Origin of the sequence: Snodgrassella sp. W8158 (genome assembly GCF_016100435.1) — a bacterium.
GTDB lineage: Bacteria > Pseudomonadota > Gammaproteobacteria > Burkholderiales > Neisseriaceae > Snodgrassella > Snodgrassella alvi.
Map to the genome: position 1 here is coordinate 125,707 of NZ_JACFSM010000001.1, position 16,603 is coordinate 142,309.

At 40.7% G+C, this 16,603-nt stretch carries 14 protein-coding genes; 3 read left to right on the top strand and 11 right to left on the bottom strand.

What is annotated here, in order from left to right; genetic code table 11:
- Positions 1-156 precede the first annotated feature (156 nt).
- The 11 genes from hemE to H3V11_RS00610 form a co-directional block, all read right to left on the bottom strand.
- Complete coding sequence (hemE, locus tag H3V11_RS00560; RefSeq protein WP_198223371.1) at positions 157-1,221, bottom strand: uroporphyrinogen decarboxylase; 1,065 nt, start codon at positions 1,219-1,221, stop codon at positions 157-159.
- Between the two features lie 60 nt (positions 1,222-1,281).
- A complete protein-coding gene (locus H3V11_RS00565; RefSeq protein WP_198223372.1) occupies positions 1,282-2,484 on the bottom strand; it encodes a heme biosynthesis HemY N-terminal domain-containing protein in 1,203 nt (400 codons plus the stop codon).
- A complete protein-coding gene (locus H3V11_RS00570) occupies positions 2,481-3,860 on the bottom strand; it encodes a uroporphyrinogen-III C-methyltransferase (RefSeq protein WP_232335726.1) in 1,380 nt (459 codons plus the stop codon). Before H3V11_RS00570 ends, H3V11_RS00565 begins: the two co-directional genes overlap by 4 nt.
- Positions 3,861-3,916: 56 nt before the next feature.
- Positions 3,917-4,645 (bottom strand): uroporphyrinogen-III synthase, encoded by a 729-nt coding sequence (locus tag H3V11_RS00575; protein ID WP_084549807.1) that lies wholly within the window; start codon positions 4,643-4,645, stop codon positions 3,917-3,919.
- A complete protein-coding gene (gene hemC, locus H3V11_RS00580; RefSeq protein ID WP_198223373.1) occupies positions 4,642-5,574 on the bottom strand; it encodes a hydroxymethylbilane synthase in 933 nt (310 codons plus the stop codon). Before hemC ends, H3V11_RS00575 begins: the two co-directional genes overlap by 4 nt.
- Positions 5,575-5,652: 78 nt before the next feature.
- Positions 5,653-6,369 carry an NAD-dependent deacylase gene (locus H3V11_RS00585; protein ID WP_198223374.1) on the bottom strand — a complete coding sequence of 239 codons (717 nt, stop codon included), beginning with the start codon at positions 6,367-6,369 and terminating at the stop codon, positions 5,653-5,655.
- Between the two features lie 11 nt (positions 6,370-6,380).
- Positions 6,381-7,568, bottom strand: coding sequence for an acetylornithine/succinyldiaminopimelate transaminase (locus H3V11_RS00590; protein ID WP_198223375.1), 1,188 nt, complete (start codon positions 7,566-7,568; stop codon positions 6,381-6,383).
- A 346-nt stretch (positions 7,569-7,914) separates the two neighbouring features.
- Entirely contained in the window at positions 7,915-8,769 is an 855-nt protein-coding gene (gene htpX / locus H3V11_RS00595; protein WP_198189966.1) for a protease HtpX, read from the bottom strand.
- A gap of 221 nt (positions 8,770-8,990) precedes the next feature.
- Positions 8,991-10,250 (bottom strand): glutamate-5-semialdehyde dehydrogenase, encoded by a 1,260-nt coding sequence (locus H3V11_RS00600; protein ID WP_370570159.1) that lies wholly within the window; start codon positions 10,248-10,250, stop codon positions 8,991-8,993.
- Positions 10,251-10,411: 161 nt separating this feature from the next.
- Positions 10,412-11,338, bottom strand: a complete 927-nt coding sequence (ppk2, locus tag H3V11_RS00605) for a polyphosphate kinase 2 (protein WP_025331034.1) — start codon at positions 11,336-11,338, stop codon at positions 10,412-10,414.
- Positions 11,339-11,676: 338 nt separating this feature from the next.
- Positions 11,677-14,025 (bottom strand): penicillin-binding protein 1A, encoded by a 2,349-nt coding sequence (locus H3V11_RS00610; protein ID WP_084550913.1) that lies wholly within the window; start codon positions 14,023-14,025, stop codon positions 11,677-11,679.
- Between the two features lie 180 nt (positions 14,026-14,205).
- Here H3V11_RS00610 and pilM point away from each other — a divergent pair, with 180 nt between their 5' ends.
- The 3 genes from pilM to H3V11_RS00625 are packed head-to-tail and all read left to right on the top strand — an operon-like array spanning position 14,206 to position 16,566.
- A complete protein-coding gene (gene pilM, locus H3V11_RS00615) occupies positions 14,206-15,252 on the top strand; it encodes a type IV pilus biogenesis protein PilM (protein WP_172397065.1) in 1,047 nt (348 codons plus the stop codon).
- Between the two features lies 1 nt (position 15,253).
- A complete protein-coding gene (locus tag H3V11_RS00620) occupies positions 15,254-15,901 on the top strand; it encodes a PilN domain-containing protein (protein WP_084584936.1) in 648 nt (215 codons plus the stop codon).
- 14 nt (positions 15,902-15,915) lie between these two features.
- On the top strand, positions 15,916-16,566 hold the full coding sequence (locus H3V11_RS00625; RefSeq protein WP_084547399.1) for a type 4a pilus biogenesis protein PilO: 651 nt from the start codon (positions 15,916-15,918) through the stop codon (positions 16,564-16,566).
- Positions 16,567-16,603: the final 37 nt, after the last annotated feature.

The following is a 16,603-nucleotide window of genomic DNA, read 5'->3' on the forward strand; positions in this document are numbered from 1 at the left end:
TGGATAAATAATCTATATAATGAATTGAGATAAATATCAGATAAAAAATTCTGGCAGGTACAGAAAACTAAGTCTGTGACTGCCAGAAATAGCAAGTAATTATTCACATCAATTATTTGTTTCAGAATTGATTGATATTCTCTGAAATACAAATAATTAATTCTGATGATATTCTGCAGAAATGCGATGTACCGCATCTACTGCACATTTCACCATTTCCGGATTAGTATATTGATTGATACCATGACCCAGATTAAATACATGTCCGCTGCCAGCTCCGTAAGCAGCAAGTAAACGCTTAACTTCGTCTGTAATACTTTCTGAATCACCAAATAGAGCCAGCGGGTCAAGATTTCCCTGTAATGCCACCTGCTGTCCGACCAACTGACGTGCCTGCTGTAAATTGACAGTCCAGTCCACACCTAACGCATCAGCACCCAGTGCAGCTAATTGTTCCAGCCACTGGCCACCGCCTTTAGTAAATATAATGATTGGTACCCGACGACCATCTGCTTCACGCTGTAAGCCTGAAATGACCTGTTGCAGATAGCGTAAATCAAACTCCTGAAAAGCTTTATCGCTAAGAATTCCGCCCCATGTATCAAAAATCTGTACGGCCTGTGCACCTGCAGCTATCTGTTCATTCAAATAAGCAGTTACAGTCTGCGCATTAATATCCAGTATCCGGTGTAACAATTGCGGTCGCTGATAAAGCATGGTTTTCAATAAACGAAAATCCCGACTGCCTTCTCCTTCAACCATATAACAGGCTAGTGTAAACGGACTGCCAGAAAAACCAATTAACGGTACACGACCGTTCAAAGCATTACGTATACTATGAACAGCATCGAACACATAGCGCAAACGGTTCATATCAGGAACCTGTAAACGTGTCACATCGTTTTCATGCTGCAACGGATGAGTAAATTTAGGTCCTTCACCTTCGACAAAATGCAAACCGAGCCCCATTGCATCCGGTACAGTGAGAATATCGGAAAACAAGATAGCCGCATCCAGTGCAAAACGCTCCAATGGCTGAAGAGTCACCTCTGTAGCCAGCTCTGGATTATGACAAAGTACAAGAAAACTGCCGGCTTTCGCTCTTGTTTCTCTGTACTCCGGTAAATAGCGTCCAGCCTGTCTCATTAACCATACCGGCGTATATTCAACCGGCTGCTTTAGTAAAGCACGTAAAAAAGTATCGTTATGTAAAACTGCCATAATTAACCTCAGGCAGTTAGTACATACAGTACCAACTGCCTGTTAAATAAAAACTAAAAATTACAACTCATCATTATTACCAATTGTGGCCAGAATTTCATTACGCTGCTGCTCGGCAGCCTCGCTCTGACCGGATTGCTCCAGTACTTTAGCTAATAACAATCTGGTTACATTATTATTACTGGCCTGCAAACTGGCTTCGAGATAAGTCTTTGCCTTTCCCCACAGTTGTTGCTGATAACTTAACTCACCCATCAACAATAGTAAGTCCGGGTCTTGCGGATTCTGTTGTAACCACTTATCAACGGTTACCATATTTTTTTGCTGTTCTTTACTGCTTAGATATTGATTGGCCTGATTAAATGCAGGTAATAGTGAAGCATCATGAGTGCGCGGATAATATTTTTTTACCCATTTCAATGCCTGAGTATACATACCTAGCTGAAGATATTTTTCTGCAATATTTGCACTAAGTGTACTTTCACGTTCATCTACCGGAATCAAATTAAGATTGCTTTTCAGCTCACCCGGCTCTTTAACATTTGCCAGTAACTGCCGATAAGCCCAGTATTGGTAATTATTCTGTTCGCTTTCGCTTAACGCTCCTGCGCGGCTTAATTTATCAACTGCTTCCAAAACACCCTGAGCATCATGCTTTTCCCAGTCATATCGTAACTGCAGCTTAACAAGCTGGGTTAAATTCGGATTGATTTTGGCTGCTGCTTCCAGTGCACTTCTGGCTTGCTGATCATTGTGCTGTGATAAAGCTGATTGGGCCAGAAGCAAATAGCGGGAAAGCTGCTGTTTTTCCGGCAACTTTGCAATTTCATCTAAATAACGGTCTCGTGTTGTACTGTCATCCATCTGATCAGCACTGTGCGCAGCCAGTAATAAGGCCAGAGCACGACTGTGCTGCCCCTGTTTATTACGTAAGACCCGCTCAGCCTCACGCTCAGCAAACTGATAGCGACCTTCAAAGTAGGCTAAACCAGCATGATTTAATGCTGTTTCAACCTGATGGCGCTGATGATTGATACGCCAGTGATGCCAGTGACCGGGTAAATGCACAAAACCCATAACAATGCGTAAAAATATATACAACAGCACTACCGTTAGCAGCACAAGACCAATAAACAGCTGCAGATTGATACGTATCAGAGTTTGCTCAACTACAATATACACATCACCACTGTAATATTTCGCACCAAGTACGACACCCACTGCAACAATAAACAGAACAATCAACCATAATAGAGATCTCATAATGAATTGTCTCCCTGTCTGGAAGATGACGCTGCAGAAGCATTATTACTATTTATAGGGCTAGCCTGTTGTTGTTCGGTATGTACCGGTACATTGCTGGCAGATGATGCACTTAAATCCGGCAACGCCGTTGACATATCCATTCCAGACTGATTCTGGTATTCACGTACAGCAGCCAGGCTGGCTGACAGACTACTGTCCTGACTAGTTTGCACATTAAGTGTCTTTAACTGAGTTAATTCTTTCAGCCACGACTGCGTTGCTGCTGAACTACCGTCAAAATATTGCTTAACAGCAGTTTCTGCACCATTTAAATCAGCAACATAAACTTCTCCGCGACGCTGAATCAGAGCAATACGTGCATCCAGCAATCGCAGCCGCAGATTTTCACGTACAAAATATATCTGTTCAGGCGACATTAGCATTGAATCATTGTGATTAATGTGACGCACTTCTACCATACTGCGTAAAGAGTGCAAAGTATTTTGCCATGTACGCTGCCACCATGAAGCATTTGGATTCACCGGTGTATTACTTGTCACTCCGGGCTGTAACTGACTTTCAACTACTAACGGCAGACCTGCTATAGCAGACTCAAGACGATTCAGACGCAATGAAACACTGGCAACATCCAGATAAGGCCGGTTTTTCAGATTTTCCAAATCACTGCTTATAGCCTTTTTGATAGGCAGCAATTGCGGCTGGTCAAAGCGGGATAGCCGGCCATCCAGACTTTCAAGTACATTAACTGCAACAGGAACATTACCGGAAATCAGCAACTGCTGAGAGGCAAGATTCAATGTAGCTTCTATTTCATCAACCAGCCAGTCAGTGCGATTTTTTACCAGCTCCTGATAGGCACGGGTAAGCCGGTCTACATTATCACCCTGAGTTTTCTGTTGGGTTTGAATTTCCTGCAACTGACGGCTTAACTCATCAATGCGTGTCAGGCTGGTTTCTATCGAAACAGCAGTTTTGCTGGCACTAATCCCCGCATTGTCAATTTTCTGATCAAATTGTAGCTGCTGGTTTTTAAGCTGATTCTGCCCCTCAACAAATAAAAACCCACTGGCTCCCAGAGCCAGTAATGATAATATCAGTGCGCCCAGAGCAATTCCCTTACCTGAGCCGGATTGCGACTGTTTTGCCGGAGATGGCTGAACAGGAATACTAGATGCAGAAGCATCTGATACTGTGTTGTTTTTTTGGGAATTCATAGTTTGATGTGTCGTGTTTAGATCTTTATTGGTAGCTTCAGTAACCGCAGAAGTAGCCGATTCGGGCGGAGCACTAACTTCGCCTTGTTTATTCACCAGCAATGGCTGCTTTTCCTGTTCAGGAGGCTGGCCAGCCTGTGCATTCTGTTGTTCACTCATTCGGTATACTCCCTACTTTATATAATAGGTTAACAGCACTACTGAAGAAAATATCATCAGGTGCTGCGTGAATGCAAAAGTGCCAGTCCGCGACATAAGTTCGGAACATGAAGTGTCTGGACTCCATATCCGGTTAACGCAGCATCTATGCGCGGATGGTGAACTAAGTATAACAAGCTTTTGCTAACTACGTACAAATCCGGAGGTAATTGAGTAAACCACGCCCGGACTGCGGCAGTTGTCGTCATATACACTGCCTTCAAATTTCCCTGTTCGGCCTGTTTTGAAATAACTGACCAGTTTATAGGTACCGGATTTCGCTGATATACTTCTGCTACCTCAATTTGCCATCCTAGTTGATGCAGTTGCTTAATCAGCCAGTCGCGGCCACCTATACCTCTAATCAATAGCAATTTACCTTTACGCTGCTGCCATACAGGCAAATGTAAAACTGCTTCACTATCATGTCCGTTTTCCGGATAAACAATCTGTTTAAATCCATAACCGGATAATGCTGATGCCGTAGCAGCACCCACTGCTACATGTATTAATTTATCAGAACGTGAAACATAATTTGCAGCAATATGTACGGCACTCGGGCTAACCCAGAAAATAATATTCTGACTCTGGCTTTGACAAGATAGCCGGTTTAAAGCCGCTGATTGTGTTTGTAATTGAAGATATTCAAGTAAAATAGGTTGCCAGCCATAATGAATGCAACAGTCTATATCGGCAGTGGCTGCCTGCGGCGGACGCATTAGCACCAGACATGGTAAAGTATTCATCGGGTAGATAAAACATCATTAATTAACTGCTGCGCACCTTGATCAGCTAGCTGCTGTGCAACCATCAAACCCAGCTGCTCTGCTTCACTAATATTTGCCTTTTCACTGGCTCGCAACACTGTTACACCATCTACAGATGCCACTAAACCACGTAACTCAAGCATGCCGGATTTTTCAGTACAATATGCTGCCAGCGGTACCTGACAGCTACCACCAAGTACACGTGCCAGAGTACGTTCTGCAGTAACACAGGCTGCTGTAACAGGATCGTGTAATGGTTGTAATAAAGTCAGTAAGTCCTCACGATGAGCGGCGACCTCTATAGCCAGAGCCCCCTGACCGGCAGCTGGCAGCAATATTTCTGGAGATAATATACACTGAATTCGCCGCTCTAAACCCAGTCGCTCAAGACCGGCTGCAGCAAGAATAATTGCAGCATATTCCTGTCTGTCAAGTTTCTCCAGACGTGTTTGCACATTACCCCGCAGAGGCTTTACCTGCAAATCAGGATACAGCAACCTAATCTGAGCTTCCCGACGCAGACTTGAAGTTCCGACTATGGCATTAGCCGGTAAATCAGCCAAACAGCTAAACTGATGAGAAACAAATGCATCAAACGGATTAGCCCGCTCAGTTATTGCTGCCAAGATAAAGCCATCCGGAAGTTGCATAGGAACATCTTTAAGAGAGTGCACAGCAATATCTGCTGTTTCCTTTTGCAAGGCTAACTCAAGCTCTTTTATAAATAATCCCTTACCACCTATTTTGGATAAAGACTGGTGCAATATCTGATCACCCCGGGTTGTCATACCCTGAATTTCAACAGATAACCCCGGATATGCAGTCTGAAGACATTGCTGTACATAATGAGCCTGCCACATAGCCAAAGTGCTCTCGCGGCTGGCAATGACTAAATCATTTTTTGTCATATTAATTTACAAGAATCAAGAAAATCAGAACAGAAATTTTAGCACTAACTAAAATTTGATTTTGATATACCACCCGTATCAGCAGGATAAAGAATGTGCATCAGGACGTTGCAGTAATTCATTAACCAGACCAGATACACCAGCCTGAGCCGGGGCGCGAATAATCTGTACATTTTGCAAGCCATCAATCGGCTGGGGATCAACAAGGTAAATTTCAGCGTTCGGTGGTATATACCGGATTAGACCAGCGGCCGGATAAACCTGCAAGGAAGTGCCAATGATAATTGCAATATCAGCTGAACGCATCACTTGTATAGCCTGTTCAATCATAGGCACCGCCTCACCAAACCAGACAATATGCGGCCTCATCGGAAAACCATTAACATCAACATCTGTTACTTTCTGATCCCCCGGGCAATCCACAATATAATTTTCATCAACACAGCTTCTGGCTTTTAATAACTCACCATGTAAATGTAAAACATGAGTACTTCCGGCTCGCTCATGCAAATCATCTACATTTTGAGTAATTATATCTACGTCATAACCATCTTCCAGACGTTTCAGAGCAACATGAGCAGAATTGGGTTCGGTTTTTAGCAGCTGACGTCTCAGTTGATTATAAAAATTAAGCACATATAATGGCTGACGCTTAAATGCCTCCGGTGTTGCCACATCCTCTACACGCTCACCTTCCCACAAACCTCCCTGATTACGAAAAGTCTGTAAACCGCTTTCAGCACTAATACCGGATCCGGTTAATACAACAATATGCTGTCTGTTTGAGTTGGGCATAAATTCCATCATCAGATATGTATAAAAGCCGTAATCGCTGCTTTCAGTCGTTGTAATCCTGCCTGTAAATCAGCATCATTCAATAACAGACTTGGAGCCAGACGCAAGACATTATTACCGGCAACCAAAACCAGCAAACCATGTTGTAAAGCCAATTGCATTAACTGAGCAGCCTTTCCGGTATATGTCTCAGACATAACACAGCCAAGTAGTAATCCCTGACCCCTTACCTGAGAAAATACACCAGTTGATTCAGCCAATTCTTGCAATCCTGCCTTTAATTTTTTCCCTTGCTGAAGCACATTTTTCATCGTTTCCGGTGTATTAATAATATCAAATGCAGCACAGCCGACAGCACAAGCCAACGGATTACCACCAAAAGTACTGCCATGGCTGCCCGGCGTAAAACTATTCCCTATATGAGCTGTGGTCAGCATTGCACCAATAGGAATACCACAACCCAAAGCTTTGGCGCTGGAAACTATATCTGGCTGAACATCATAATATTGATGGGCAAACAGCTTTCCCGTCCGCCCCATACCTGTTTGTACTTCATCAAAAATCAATAAAGCCTGATGCCGGTCACAAGCCTCTCTGGCTGCCTGCAAAAATTCTTCAGTTGCCGGCAATACTCCGCTTTCCCCCTGAATAGGTTCAATGACAACTGCACAGGTTTTATCATTTACAGCTGCCACAATGGCTGAGGAATCATTAAACGGAATATGTTTAATTCCGGTAGGTAAAGGTGCAAAATCATTACTGTATTTAGGTTGCCCGCCTACTGATACCGTAAACAAAGTACGTCCATGAAATCCGTTTACACAAGCTATAATTTCATGTTTTTCAGTTCCGGCAAAATGTTCTCGTGCATACTTGCGGGCCAGCTTGAAAGCAGCTTCATTTGCTTCAGCTCCGGAATTACAGAAAAATACTTGCTCGGCAAAGGTATTTTCTACGAGTCTTTTTGCCAAATCCTGTGCCGGCTGTGTTGTATAAATATTAGAAATATGCCAAAGCTTGTGTGCCTGTGCAGTCAGTGCCTGAATTAATGCAGGATGGCAATGCCCCAGTGCATTAACAGCAATACCGCCGGCTAAATCTATATATTCCTGACCATTATCATCCCATACCCGACTGCCCTGTGCATGATCCGGCAGGATAGGTGCAAAAGTAAAATTCGGGGTTAAGTAGTTGTGCATTTTTCTCTCTATTTATTATAAAAACATAATTTGATTTGTAAAATTATATATTGTTACAGCAATCATGAATTAAAGTCTAATGAATTAAAATATAGCCACAAAACAACTAAATTTTGTATAAACAATACAAGATTACCACTTAGATAATAATAAATTTAAATATGTATGCTATTTAACCAAAATATATCAATATCTTTTGCCGCTTAATAATTAAATTTGAAATTCTTTTCACTAAAACAGATACAAGTACAAGCCATGGATTAAACTAGGTGTTTAAAAAACAGTCCTGATTAAATTCAGATTTGTCAGATTGATATAAACAAAAACTACTTCTATCATATTAATATCACATCTGACGTAAGCGATTAATCCGGTTATCCAGTGTCGGATGAGTACTGAAAAGAGCATCAGCAGTTTCACTAGCAATTCCAAAAGCCTGCATACCAGCAGGTAAATGACTGGTTTCACCTTTTAATCTTTGCAGTGCTGCTATCATTTTAGGCGCACCCACCAGACGTGCTGCTCCCGCATCTGCACGATATTCGCGCTGGCGACTAAACCACATAACTATTAAACTTGCCAGAAAACCGAACACTGTCTGCAAAATCATACTTACCAGATAATAAATACTATGAGATACCTCCCCATCTTCTTTTCGGGCTACAACATCAGCAATGCGGTTAGCCCAGAAAAAAACAAAAGTATTAACCACTCCCTGCAACAATGTCATTGTCACCATATCTCCATTGCCAATATGAGCCATTTCATGAGCAAGCACGGCTTCTACTTCATCCTGCGACATACTATGCAGCAGACCAGTACTTACTGCCACCAGTGAGCTGTTACGTGTAGCTCCGGTAGCAAAAGCATTAGGTTCAGGAGAATCATAAATAGCCACCTCGGGCATAGCAATATTCCACTGACTGGCCAGACTGGCAACTGTATTTAACAGCCAGGCCTCTGCAGCTGTTTGTGGCTGACCAATAATCTGTCCATTAACTGAATTAAGTGCCAGCGTTTTGGACATTAGCAAAGAAATAATAGAACCGGTAAAACCAACAACAGCAGCCAGTAATAACAAAATACCATTGCCGTTACTATAAATATTAATACCTAAAAGTGCACAAAGAATATTCAGAACAACATTAATAACAATGATGACAGCAAGATTGGTAGCAATAAACAATACAATACGTTTCACATTATGCCCTTTTAATTTCTGTAAAAATTCATCAGTACAATAATATCAGTGACATAAAAACTAATAATATTCAGTTTTCATTTAATCTGAAAACTGATATTTTATTTATAAGTTCATAAATCAATTATTTAAAAGTTTTCGAAATCAAAACCTAAAATTATAATAATAAGCATATAATGACATATAAATATATGCTTGAATAATATTATAGCGCTGAAATTTCAAAGACGTACTTGCCCCTGCCCCATAACGATCCATTTCTGACTGGTTAAACCATATAAACCCACCGGACCGCGTACATGGACTTTGTCAGTAGAAATTCCAATTTCTGCGCCTAAGCCATATTCATACCCATCAGCGAAACGAGTTGACGCATTCACCATAACACTGGATGAATCTACCATACGCAGGAATAACTGTGCATGAGATAAATCATTTGTAATAATACTGTCTGTATGATGGCTACCATAATAATTAATATGACTGATGGCTTCACTGACATCATTGACTACTTTTATTGAAAGAACCGGAGCCAGATACTCAGTTGACCAATCAATTTCTGAAGCTGGAATAATATCATTATGCAAAATTTTCTGAGTAAGCTGACAGCCTCGTAACTCAACACCTTTTTCTGAATATTTTTGTTGAAGTACAGGTAATAACTCTGCTGCACGACTAACATGAACCAGCAAAGTTTCCATAGTATTGCACGTGCCGTAACGCGATGTTTTAGCATTTACAGCAATATTAATCGCCATTTCTGCTTCTGCAGAAGCATCAATATACACATGACATATACCGTCCAAATGTTTGATAACCGGTATACGTGCTTTTTCATTTACCCGCTGCACCAGACCTTTACCGCCCCGCGGAATAATTACATCAATATATTCAGATAAACCCACCAGTATATCTACACCGGCACGATCAGTATCAGTCAGCAGATTAACAGCAGTTTCCGGTAAGCCAGCTTGCTTTAATGATGATGTAATGACCGAAGCGATTGCCTTATTAGTATTGATTGCTTCGCTGCCACCCCGTAACACGCAACTGTTACCTGTTTTCAGGCATAATATGGCTGCGTCCAGAGTCACATTCGGGCGAGATTCATAAATCATACCTATTACACCTAACGGCACACGCATTTTACCGAGCGTAATACCATTAGGCAGTACACGAAACTCATCCATTTCACCCACTGGATCCGCTAATGCAGCAACCTGATGTACACCATCAATCATTGCCGCTATCCTGCTTTCATTAAGTTGCAACCGATCAAGTAAAGCAGTATCTATTCCCTGTTTTCGTGCTGCACTTATATCAGTTTCATTAGCAGCAAGAATCCTATTTCGTTCAGCAGACAGACCCGATGCAATAAATGACAATAACTGATTTTTCTGTGCAGTAGATGCCATATTAAGAGCATAACAAGCATCTTTGGCTGCTTTAGCCATTTCAGTAATATACTTGGTTAATTCCACGCAAATCTACTTTCTACAAAGACAACACAAAAATCATTCGTATTCTCATATAAAATCACACAAGATACATTTACCCAACTAAAACAACCCTTGCATACCCATTAAAAATTATATGATATGTTAATTAAATCCTCTTTCGAAATTGTCTTACAACGAAACAATTAATCAATATGCGTATCTGTTGAATCTTTAAACTGAGTCTGAGGTTTTAATACAATCAAATTATCTACTGCACCTATTGCAGCAATATCCTTGCCCGGATAATCAAGTTCAGTGAGGAAATGGCGTATACAATTGAGTCGTGCGCGTTTTTTATCGTCAGATTTAATTACTGTCCATGGCGCATCGCCGGTATGAGTATGGAAAAACATATCGTTTTTAGCTTCGGTATAATCATCCCAGCGATCCAAAGACTGAATATCAACAGGAGAAAGTTTCCAGTGCTTTAAAGGATCATCGCGCCGTGAAATAAAACGACGTAACTGCTCTTCACGGGAAACAGAAAACCAAAATTTAAACAAATAAATACCACTATTTACCAGCATACGCTCCAATTCCGGAGTCTGGCGCATAAACTGCAAATATTCATGAGGCTGACAAAAGCCCATTACACGTTCCACACCGGCACGGTTATACCAGGAGCGATCGAAAAATACCATTTCACCACTTGTAGGCAAGCGCTCAATATAACGCTGAAAATACCATTGACCCTTTTCAGTCTCAGTAGGCTTTTCAAGAGCCACTACCCGTGCACCACGAGGGTTAAGATGCTCCATAAAGCGTTTAATCGTTCCCCCTTTACCCGCTGCATCTCTGCCTTCGAATAAAGATACAATTTTCTGACCCGACTCCTTAACCCAGTTTTGCACTTTCAAGAGTTCAATTTGCAATTTGGCTTTTTCTCGCTCATATGTTGAACGTCTCATCCGGGTACGATAAGGATAATTTGAAGGTAATGGCGCTGTAGATGAATCTTCATCAGTATGCCTGCCTTCCAATACACTTCTCTCAAAAACTTTCAATCTTGCTTCTTTATCATTCGTACTAATTTCATCAGACTGCTCAGTCTGTGATTGTTGCTCACTCATATTGTTCCTTTCTTTTTAAACCAAAATCAGGCATAAAATTTATTTTAAAGATTGTGATAATTCGTTTAAACATTGTAACTCAATGTTATGCAATTACACCAAACAATATGACAAATTTAAAATAAACTATTGATATAATTTTTATATATTTATAGACATACTATTCCCAAATTCAAATTTATATATTTAAAAATATATTTTACACATTGAATTTTAAGAACATTATTAATTAATTAAATATTAATGATTTAATATATTTATATTTCAATAGTAAATAAAAATGGACAATCCGAATGATTGCCCATTTTAGTAAATTACAATTTTATTAATACAAAATTTTAAAATAATGAGTCTAACTGACTATTAGTACCAGATTGCGGGACAACTGGTACTTCTCCGGCATCATCAGCATCACCACTTTTACCATTCGTTTTGGCTGTTACCGGTCCGTCAGCACGATTATCCAATGGTAAATCAGGATTAGTTGTCTGATGTTCTTTAAGAAAATATTCTCCGGATTTCTGAATAATACCGGCCGGAACAGGTGTATTCACAATAGGTTTGCCTTTTAATGCATAACGCATATATTCCAGCCATACCGGTACAGCAATTGTACCCCCAAAGGCTGAACGCCCCATACTGCGCGGACGATCATATCCTATATAAACTGCGCTAACGATGTTCGGATTAAAGCCTACGAACCAAGCATCCTTATTATCATTAGTTGTACCCGTTTTACCTGCAATATCGCTACGCCCAAGTGCGTGTGCACTATAAGCAGTACCATGATTAACTACATCCATCATCATGTGATATAAAATGAATGCATTGCGCGGATCAATAGCCTGTGGCGCATTTTGCTTAGCAACTAATGGTTGCATTTGCGCACGCAGGTTACCACGACTGTCATAAATCCGGTCAATCACATAATTGGAAACTTTAAAACCACCATTAGCAAAAATAGCATAACCTTCAGCCATCTGCATTGGTGTTACCTCACCACTACCAAGTGCCATGGATAGACTATTCGGAATCTGATCCAAACGAAAACCAAAATGCTGGATATATTGTCTGGCATAGTCAACACCCATAGCCATCAGTATACGGATTGAAACCATATTTTTGGATGCAGTTAAGGCCTGACGTAACGTGATAAACCCAGCATAACGACCGTCTGAGTTTTTAGGTGTCCAAGCACGCCCGCCTGCACCCATTCCCGGCATAACAATCGGAGCATCATTTACCACTGTCGCCGGCGTGAAGCCTTTAGCAATAGCTGCTGAATAAATAAAAGGCTTAAAAGAAGAACCAGGCTGACGTTTGGCCTGAGTCACACGGTTAAAACTTCGACGATAAAAATCATAACCACCTACCAAAGCTTTTACAGCTCCAGTCTGAGCATCCAGAGCAACAATCGCCCCCTGAAGCTCCGGCTGCTGTACAATTCGATAACTCTTACCATCACCTCGTACATGTACTACTGAGCCCACACGTACGGCAGCGTCATCCAGTTTCGCATTATTAATGGTTCGTTTAATCCAGTTATAACTACTACCGCTAATTCTGCTTTCACCTACACCGCCTATGTACACCACAATTGAATTTGAACCAAGTTCAGTTACTACAGCCGGCAACATACCGTCTACAGCAGAACGATTTGCCAGATACTGTTCTATCTGCTCATCACGAATATCTTCCGGGATTTTACTCAGGTCAAAAAATCCTTCCGCCCCACGGTAAGCCGAACCCCTATCAAAATTATTCAATGTTTTACGCAATGCTTCTGTTGCTACAGCCTGATCCTGTGAATTGACTGTTGTATAAACGCGAAATCCCTGCGTATAGGCTGCATCACCATATTTTTCATACATTTGCTGACGAACCATTTCAGCAACATAGAGCGCATTCTGATCTATAGGTTGCTGATAATGAACGTAATTTAATGGTTCTGCAAAAGCAGCATCAGCCTGAGCAGGTGTAATTTTACCCATTTCCACCATATTATTGAGAATATAACGCTGGCGCATTTTAGCCCGTTGCGGATTTACAACAGGATTAAAGGTGGAAGGAGCCTTAGGTAAGCCAGCCAAAATCGTTGCTTCTGCCAAATCCAGTTTTTGTACTGGTTTATTAAAATAAACCAGAGAAGCAGCAGCAAACCCATAAGCACGCTGCCCCAGATAAATCTGATTAAAATACAGCTCAAGAATCTGATCTTTACTTAATTTTTGTTCAATTTTGTAAGCAAGAAGCGCTTCATTGAATTTACGCGTATAGGTGCGCTCATTAGTCAGATAAAAATTACGTGCTACCTGCTGAGTAATCGTACTGGCACCAGATTGCACACCGCCAGTTAGATTTGTAATCAAAGCACGGGTTACACCAATAAAATCGACTCCGCCATGATCATAAAAACGTTTATCTTCAGCGGCTACCACTGCATCTTTCAGCACCTGAGGAAAGTCATTGATTCTTGTAAAAGCACGTTTTTCCTCTCCAAACTGCCCCAGCAGTTTATTATCGGCTGAATAAATTGTAAGCGGCAGTTTGGGTTGATAATGCGTTACTGCTTCCAGAGAAGGCAGCTTCGGATAAGTAACCATAATCGCTACTGCCAGCAAACCGACAGCAAAAAGCGCCAGCCCGGCAAGCAAACCTACGGTTGAAAGTAATAATTTTCTAATCATAATCAACTAATTTTCATTTAAGGCTGCGAAATATATCCAAAATAAAGTAAACTTTGGTCTTAAATTTGTTAGCAACACAGAACAGTAATTTTCAACACCCGACATTACCCGTTTGATAAACAGACAGAAAGCCCTTTCATGAAACTGAATAATTTCAAAATAAATTCAAAGAATAAGAAGGTGGCCACAACATCCTCGAGACAAAGTCTTGGTATCAGTATTACTGATAAAAGCATTAATATGGTGCTATTAAATGCACGCAGTTTAAATCAATTTCGTCTCGAAAAATACGTTGTTGTCCCTCTACCAAAAAATATTGTAGGTAATGGCAGTATAGAAAATCATGAAGAACTTGTTGCTTACCTACAACAGGCAAAACAAAAACTACAAAGTAATTGCCGGAATATTACAGCGGCAATTTCACAAAAGCAGGTGTCAGTCCAATTCCTCGACCGTGATCTGGATACAGAGTATACCGAAGAAGAACAAATTATGGCTGAACTGAGTCAATATGACTCTCTGGATGAAGTCAGTTATGATTATCAGAAGATTGATGCAAACGATCAGGGGAAAGAATGTCTGTTGCTGGTTAATGGTAAGCGGGAAGATGTAAACATACTGATGGATGTCTATACTGATGCCGGCATAATACCCAGCCAGATGGATGTAGATTTAATGGCTATAATGAATAGTGCCATCACCTGGATCAATTTCAGACAACCGGAACTTACCAATAAATGTGTTGCTGTCTTCAACATTGATTACAGTGAAACCCAGGCAATTATCATGTGCCATGGTAAATTACTATACAAACAGGAAATTAATCTTGGCTATGATCATTTAATGCAGTCTTTAAGACGCAACTATCAGTTAACCGAAGAGGAAGCATGGAACATGCTTTATAATCCTTCCAAACCTGAAGATTACAATACAGCCGTGGCACAGCCGTTCCAGCAACAGTTTATTCAGGAAATACAGAGGGTATTGCAGTTTTACTTTACTTCAGCCAGTCAGGAAAACGAAATTGATGAAATCCTGATTTTCGGCTACGGCAACAAAGGTGCTAATGAATTTACTGAAAGTATTATTCAGCAGACACGAATACCTGCACAGCAAATCAACCCTGTATTACTGGCACAGCCAAGTGATAACATCCCACAGGCGAAACTACTTCAAGACAGCAGTTTATTAACCGTTCCATTTGGTCTGGCTATAAGAGGATTATAAGATGTTACCTTTATTAAAAATTAACCTGCTGCCTTACCGTGAAGCATTACAAGCCAAGCAAAAAAAGCAATTTCAGACATTATTAGCCGGAGCTGCTCTAATTGGGTTCGGTCTAGCTTTCCTCGGCTATCTGGCTGTTGAAAGTAGAGTAAGCAGCCAGGAAAGCCGTAATCTGGTGTTAGAGAACGGTATTAAAAAACTGGATTCAGAAATAGCAGAAATTTCCAAGCTGCAGGAAGAACGTAAGAACTTTATCGCGCGACAGGAAAAAGTTGAAGAACTATCAAACAAACGATTTGAAGCTGCGCGTATACTGGATACATTAAATACTGTAGCACCTTTGGGATTGTACATAACCAGTATTGAAGCTCAAAATTCCTCTACCTATATAGTCAATGGTAAAGCATTCAGTGATGCTAAAACTGCTGCATTTATGAATGCAATACCGGGACAATTATTCAGCACTCCGGAATTACTCAATATTAAACGGGTAAATAATGTACAAGAATTCAGTATTCGTATTCCTCTGAATAGCAACATTGGGCAACCATATGACATGACTCAGGCAAATCAGAATACTAATCCAATCTCAACAGATACTGCAGATCAAAATGAGTCAGCGTCTGATGCAGCAGCCGCATCAAACTGAAGGAGTAGTTGAACATGGCAAAAAATATTGACTTGAAAGCAATTGATTTAAACTCCTTACCTCAGCAAAGTAAACCTGTACAATTAGGTATTGCCGGAGCAATCATTGTTATTATTCTAATTCTCGCCTACTTCTTTGTTTACAGTGGTTTAAATGGACAAATCAGCCAGCTGCGTGAGGAAGAGGAAAAACTGAAACAGACATATACAGAAAAAAGCCGACAGGCTGCTCATCTTGATGCTTTAAAAGCAGAACTAGACTCTATTAATGGTTCATTTAATATATTATTAAAGCAGCTGCCAACTCAGGCTGAAATTCCGAATCTGATTCAGGAATTACATGAATGCGCAACCAAAAACGGACTGAATATGGACAGTGTAACACCTGCCCAGGTCCAAAATACTGAATCAGATAATCAAACTGACAAAAAATCTGAACAGCAGGTAATTCAGACATTACCTTATAACATCACCCTAACAGGAAATTACAATCAGATTAGTCAGTTTCTCCGCGATGTAGGAAAATTATCACGAATCGTAACGTTGAACTCAATTGTTATTAAACGGAATGAAAAAGATAATACGCTTACTTTGAACGCGGTTGCCAATACCTATAAAGCGCTAACCGATGCAGAAATAAAAGAACAGAACAATGATAAAAAATAAGCCTAGTTTCTGCAAAACAGTACTTTATAACATATAT

What these genes read in the sequence shown, in the direction of transcription:
- hemE (WP_198223371.1), bottom strand. Translation starts at nt 1,221, where the DNA reads ATGGCAGTTTTACATAACGATACTTTTTTACGTGCTTTACTAAAGCAG.
- H3V11_RS00565 (WP_198223372.1), bottom strand. Translation starts at nt 2,484, where the DNA reads ATGAGATCTCTATTATGGTTGATTGTTCTGTTTATTGTTGCAGTGGGT.
- H3V11_RS00570 (WP_232335726.1), bottom strand. Translation starts at nt 3,860, where the DNA reads ATGAGTGAACAACAGAATGCACAGGCTGGCCAGCCTCCTGAACAGGAA.
- H3V11_RS00575 (WP_084549807.1), bottom strand. Translation starts at nt 4,645, where the DNA reads ATGAATACTTTACCATGTCTGGTGCTAATGCGTCCGCCGCAGGCAGCC.
- hemC (WP_198223373.1), bottom strand. Translation starts at nt 5,574, where the DNA reads ATGACAAAAAATGATTTAGTCATTGCCAGCCGCGAGAGCACTTTGGCT.
- H3V11_RS00585 (WP_198223374.1), bottom strand. Translation starts at nt 6,369, where the DNA reads ATGCCCAACTCAAACAGACAGCATATTGTTGTATTAACCGGATCCGGT.
- H3V11_RS00590 (WP_198223375.1), bottom strand. Translation starts at nt 7,568, where the DNA reads ATGCACAACTACTTAACCCCGAATTTTACTTTTGCACCTATCCTGCCG.
- ppk2 (WP_025331034.1), bottom strand. Translation starts at nt 11,338, where the DNA reads ATGAGTGAGCAACAATCACAGACTGAGCAGTCTGATGAAATTAGTACG.
- H3V11_RS00610 (WP_084550913.1), bottom strand. Translation starts at nt 14,025, where the DNA reads ATGATTAGAAAATTATTACTTTCAACCGTAGGTTTGCTTGCCGGGCTG.
- H3V11_RS00620 (WP_084584936.1), top strand. Translation starts at nt 15,254, where the DNA reads ATGTTACCTTTATTAAAAATTAACCTGCTGCCTTACCGTGAAGCATTA.
- H3V11_RS00625 (WP_084547399.1), top strand. Translation starts at nt 15,916, where the DNA reads ATGGCAAAAAATATTGACTTGAAAGCAATTGATTTAAACTCCTTACCT.